This is a genomic window from Acidaminococcus intestini DSM 21505 (genome assembly GCF_000425045.1).
Classification (GTDB): Bacteria; Bacillota; Negativicutes; order Acidaminococcales; family Acidaminococcaceae; genus Acidaminococcus; species Acidaminococcus intestini.
In genome coordinates, this window is the sequence record NZ_AULA01000049.1 from 1 (window position 1) to 5,294 (window position 5,294).

The following is a 5,294-nucleotide window of genomic DNA, read 5'->3' on the forward strand; positions in this document are numbered from 1 at the left end:
TAGCTATGGTAATGGGCTACAACTTAGATGCTTTTAAAGGGATTTTAAGATCTTTTAAAGATTGGGAGGCTGCAATTATTCAAGCAATTATCCAGCCATACTCCAATGGATTCACAGAAGGCTGTAACAACCTGATTAAGACGGTTAAGAGAGTTGCATTTGGAATGCGTGATTTCAACAGATTTAGGAACCGGATTCTCTATGTGAATTGGCAAAAAAGGAACTCGGCAAATGCCTTGCCGAGTTCCTAAAAGGCGATTTAGTTGTGGGGCACCCCAACATTTGACAAAGAACCAAAGTTTTTTCTTCCTTCGCAAGGGTCCAGGGTTCTATTATTTTCGCGGCACTTTTCCTAGGGTCTTGATGACTAACCTGCCATCCCTTTTGCGTCTTTTCGGTCCTTTTGCTTTAGCACAGCAGCGCAGGTCAAGACGGTCCTTTTATTTTCCAGTTGCAGCGTGAAAACGCACATTTATCTGGGGTAACAAGGAATGAATGGCTCCATCTTGAATAAAGAAGACGAGCAAAGGAGGAATGACTCATGAAACGATACCGCTACAAAGTACGGACAGGAAAGGGGGCGATCATGAGCGGCGTCCTTTTGGCGGAGCATAAAGGCGAAGCCTTACAGGTCCTTAAGGGGGAACATGACCGCATACTTTCCCTTAAGGAAGATTGGTTTTCAGTGAAAGGAACGAGGCAGCATTTTTCAGATGGAGAGCGGGAACGGCTCTTCAAGGAACTGGGTATCCTGCTTAAAAGTGAGATTCCCATCTTGCGAGCCTTGGACATCATGGGACTGCGGGGAAATGCGAAAGTAGCCTTCCTCTGTCGGCGAATCGGCGAGGAACTGAAGAAGGGAAGATCCTTATCGAAGGCCCTTTTGCGGTACGAACAGGCGATTGGGGCCTTGGCTCCAGTCCTTTTGGAAGCGGGAGAAAAAAGCGGCAGGACCTCCGTTTTGTGTCTGCGTCTATCTGATTCCTATCGCCGCAAACGGGAGCTTTGGAAGGAAATGATGGGAGCCCTTTTTTATCCCCTCTTGGTCCTGGGGCTAGGCGGTCTCGTCGTCCTTTATTTCATCATCGCCATCCTGCCCCTATTTGTTGGTCTTTATGGAGAGCTCAATCTTTCTGTTCCTACCGGGCTTTCGCTGATGATGATCTTACGGAGGACCCTGACAGATCATCCTTTAGTACTGGTCTTTGTCATGTTGGGACTTGTTATTTTTCACCATGGGATTCGCCCTTACAGGCTTCGCCTTTTTCTTGTCATTCCCCCCTGCCAGAGGGCTTATGGCCGCTTTTGGGAAGTTCGCTTCGTGGGATTATTGGCCCTTCTGCTTGAAAGCGACCTTTCCCTCCATGAAGCCTTGGAAGAAGCACGGAACCTTTTGCCCAAAGGACCGTTGCGTCTTGAAGGACAAAAGCTCCTGCGTGCAGTGACGAGCGGTGATTCATTTTCGGAAGCGGCCCTTACGGCGCCGCTTTTGATCTCACCCCTGACGAGGGAACTTCTTAGCATGGGGGAAGAAAGCGGGCGCCTTCCGCAAATGCTTAGCGAGGCTTCAAGCCTCTTGATGGAGGAATTGACCTTGACCCTAAAGACAGTCAAGCGTCTGATGGAACCAATCCTTTTGGTTTTTATGGCCGGTGTCAGTGTCCTTATCCTCTATGGGGTCATGTCCCCCCTAATGGGCCTTATGAATGGGCTGCCTACAGCTATATAGTACAAAAAGGAGAAATGAACCATGCTAAAGAATATCAGTTGTCATCAAATCATTATGAAGCAAGACAAAGGATCCCAAATAAAAAAGAAAAAAGGCTTTACCCTCCTTGAAATCCTCATTGTCCTTGCCATCTTGGGCGTTATGGCAGCAGCCTTGATTCCTTCCATCAAAAGTGCCATGAATAAATCCCACGATACGCAGCTGGTCATGAATTTGACCACACTTGACAGTGCGGCGAAGGTCTATGAAATGGAAAAGGGCATGGCTCCTCAGTCCGTTGACGAGCTTGTCAAGGGAAAGTATGCCCCGGATAAGGACTATGGGGGGATTACCCTTGAAAGCGCAGAAAACGGGGGAACCGGATGCGTTTTTTCTGGCACCTTGAGCAGCGGCGAAACGGTGCGCAGCAGTGAATTAGGAAAGAAGGGCGGTCATGGCGGCACTGATGCGTAAGCGCGCTGGTTTTCTCATAGGGGACATGCTGGTCGGAATCAGCTTTCTGACCTGTTTCCTCGTCTTTTCCCTGCCCCTATTGAGGACCATCCAACATGAACAGGATTATTCCCGCCTTGCCCTCTGGACCTACGAGGCAGCCAGCGTCATTGCCGCGGCCCAGGATGGGGCCCTCCTTGAGAATCGTCCCGTCTATAGGGCGGACGTAGGGCCAAAGGGCATCTGTGTCAGGCATGAAAAGCTTAGGGAATGGCCCCTTTCCTTTGACCTTGAGGCGCCTTCCATTACCATCAGCGGGCCACGGCAGCTTGTCTTTACAACGAGCGGTGCCCTTAAAGGCGGGATGGAGACCATTTTCCTTGAAACAAATAATAGAACGGAAAAACGGGAATTCACTTTTGAACCAGTAAGGGGGCGGCTGACCTATGCTGCGCACCTGCCCTAAGGCTCGAGGATTCGTCCTCATCGATTATTTATTTGCCACATGGCTCATGTCCCTTTTGTGTTTTTTCATCCTGGAGGCCTTTTCTCTCGGATTATGGTGGACGCGTACTTGGGAGGCCCGGGCCTACGCTCAAAAGGTCCTGCGTCATTTTGCCGCTACAGGTCAGAAGGCTCCCCTTTTGGATCCCTATCTGTGGGTGGAAACAGAGCGAATCGTTCCTGAACTGCCCCAGATCAAGGAACGGCAGGCAGCCATCTATGAACGGCCTTGTCGGCGGCTTCTTGCCCGCGTGGTACGCTATGAAAAAAGATAAGGGCTTTGTGGCCTTTGAATGTATGCTGTTCGTCCTTCTTTTCGCACTCCTCATCAGCCTTTGCGCAAGGGCCGGCGGGCGATTTGTCGCGTTGTCATCGAAGCTCCTATCCAGCTGGGAACTGCGCCGGGCAGCGGTGGATCTTGACTGCCGCTTTGAACATTATTTTCGTTATGAAGCACTTGCTGTTTCCATCAAAAAAGGGAGCTCCGGCGATGTGCTGGAGCTATGGACCCGTTCCCCGTATCAAACGATCCAGTACTATGCGGCGCCCTCGCCCCAATCTGGAAGGGAAACCCTTTACATCAGCGCCCAGGAAGGAATGAAGCCGCCTGGCATCAATCCGCTCACGGGGCCTCATTTACGGATCCTTGATTTTCATGCTGAAAAACAGGAAAGTAACCAGATTGCGGTTTCCTGTACCTTTGTCCTTGTCAAAAACGGGGCAAGGCGCCCCTTTAAGGAGGTCTATGCCTATGGACTTTGGTAGAAGAAGGGGGGTTGTAACGGGGGTTATCCTTGTTCTCATTGTGGCGGCCGCGTCCCTTATCATGAATCTTGTCCGGAGTCTTTATTCAAGATGCGAAAAGCAGCGCTTTCTTTGGCAAGCGGAGCAACGCACGGCCCTTTTCTTTTCCTTTTGTAAGGCAAGGGAAGGAGAGTCTTTTGCCCGAGAAGGCCATCGCCTTGTTGTGCGCGGTCCAAAAAGCGGAAGAGAGCCTATGTATCGCTTGGTTGTGAAAACACGCAAAGTAGGAAAAGCGCTTGTGAAGGAAGAAAAAACGGAACTTCAAAGCACTGACGAAGCGGTCCTGCGGTCCGCTTCGCGCTATGAAGTTTCGACCCCAGGTGGAAGGATGCACCCTCATTATCAAACGTTGTTTGCACCGGGAAAGACGACTTACACGGCGGCTTTTCCCCTCTTCCTGGAAGGCGACTTTGACGAAATCAGCAAGAAGGGACCTGATTTCCCTACAGGGCCGTTCCTTCAGATGCCACTTCGGGGCTACGCTTATGTGGCCCGCAAAAAAGCACTTCGGATTCCCCCGAACATGGCGGTCACAGGAAGGGCCCTTGTAGTAGCGCCCTATGGGGCAGTTCTCAATGACGGCGTCCAACTGACAGGGCCCATGGTCATCTTTAGCTTTTCTGATATTGTTGTCGGGCAGGGGGCCGTACTCAAAAAGGTTCTTCTTTTTACGCCGAAACGACTGATTGTCGGAGATTATTCACAAATTGATGGTATAATGGCTGCAGGGCGGTCTGTGACCCTGGGGGAAGGCACGCGCTACAGGCGGGATGAATCCCTCCTTACCCCCTACCGGACACCCTATATCTTTTAGGCGGAGGTTACCTTATGATTGGAAAGAAATGGATGTTGGCCCTTTCCTGCGCAGCCCTCTTGGCAGCGCCAGCGGCAGGCTTTGCTTTTGGCCATACGACAGTTGTCGCAGATCCACGTTTGGGGGGATCGGTCCCTTATATTGATGGGCTGCGGGAAACTTATCTGCAAAATAATGTGAATGGAATTCTGCGGTCCCGGGCAGAAGCCCTGCAGAAAAAGGCTGGGGAAGGTGCTCGCCTTTCCTATGAAATCACTCTCAACCGTCCGAGCCTTGTTAGTTTTGTTCTGAAAGCGGAAGGCCAGCGTACGGTCTATGACGGTGTCACCATTGATACGGAAGCTGGCAGCGTCCTTGATGAAAAGGACCTGCTCTACACAAAAAGTGCAGACTATGAGCGGCTCCTTGACGGCAAGCATTATGTCTTTGGGGAAACGGGCATCCTGGCAGAAAGTACGGATGGAGGCCCCTTTACGAACCTGATTCCTTATGCTGACCTTACGGGGGCCATCAACGTTGGCGGCGGGGCGCGCCTTCTCACGAGCTACAAGCTGACCAAGGAAGCAGCCGGAAAGACCCTATCCGTGAAGCCGGGCGAGCTTGTTGCCCTCTATCTTGATGCCAACCCGTCCTTAGGTCTTGAGTGGACCCTTACAGGCGCGGACCTAGGTCGCGGCGTTGTCGACATGGGGCATTCCTTCTATTTGCCCATGGAAAACCCTACGGGCCGCGGTGGTTCCCCGGGTCAAACCATTTTGTTCCTGACGTTCAGTCAGCCTGGAAACTATGAGGTTACGGCCCTTTATGGAAAGAAGACGGCCAAGACGCCTTTTAATGAACTTGTCTACCATTTTGCCGTCAAATAAAAAAGTAAAAAGAACCGGACCTTTTTGATGTGTACCCCAAAAACTGGACGCATATAAATTAGTTAAATGGCATTAGTGGATGTTTCCCGATATATTTCGGGAGGCATCCATTTTGTTTTTTTCTGAATCCTTTCCTTGTTGAAAT

8 protein-coding genes are annotated in these 5,294 nt (G+C 50.8%); all 8 read left to right on the forward strand.

Annotated features, from left to right (window positions below; genetic code table 11):
• Positions 1–251, forward strand: a 251-nt coding sequence (locus tag H503_RS0110730) for a transposase (protein WP_162141345.1), incomplete at its 5' end; no start/stop codon positions are given.
• Between the two features lie 290 nt (positions 252–541).
• Entirely contained in the window at positions 542–1,729 is a 1,188-nt protein-coding gene (locus H503_RS0110735) for a type II secretion system F family protein (protein ID WP_009016438.1), read from the forward strand.
• A 21-nt stretch (positions 1,730–1,750) separates the two neighbouring features.
• Positions 1,751–2,182: a type II secretion system protein gene (locus H503_RS0110740; protein WP_009016439.1), complete on the forward strand. Its 432-nt coding sequence runs from the start codon at positions 1,751–1,753 to the stop codon at positions 2,180–2,182.
• The gene (locus tag H503_RS0110745) at positions 2,163–2,627 is read left to right on the forward strand and encodes a hypothetical protein (protein ID WP_009016440.1); all 465 of its coding nucleotides are present in this window, start codon (positions 2,163–2,165) and stop codon (positions 2,625–2,627) included. Before H503_RS0110740 ends, H503_RS0110745 begins: the two co-directional genes overlap by 20 nt.
• Entirely contained in the window at positions 2,608–2,940 is a 333-nt protein-coding gene (locus H503_RS0110750; protein WP_009016441.1) for a hypothetical protein, read from the forward strand. The genes H503_RS0110745 and H503_RS0110750 overlap by 20 nt, the downstream gene beginning before the upstream one ends.
• Entirely contained in the window at positions 2,927–3,430 is a 504-nt protein-coding gene (locus tag H503_RS0110755) for a hypothetical protein (protein WP_014128681.1), read from the forward strand. The genes H503_RS0110750 and H503_RS0110755 overlap by 14 nt, the downstream gene beginning before the upstream one ends.
• Positions 3,417–4,283 (forward strand): hypothetical protein, encoded by an 867-nt coding sequence (locus H503_RS0110760; RefSeq protein WP_021736520.1) that lies wholly within the window; start codon positions 3,417–3,419, stop codon positions 4,281–4,283. Before H503_RS0110755 ends, H503_RS0110760 begins: the two co-directional genes overlap by 14 nt.
• Positions 4,284–4,297: 14 nt before the next feature.
• On the forward strand, positions 4,298–5,149 hold the full coding sequence (locus tag H503_RS0110765) for a protease inhibitor I42 family protein (protein WP_009016444.1): 852 nt from the start codon (positions 4,298–4,300) through the stop codon (positions 5,147–5,149).
• Positions 5,150–5,294: the final 145 nt, after the last annotated feature.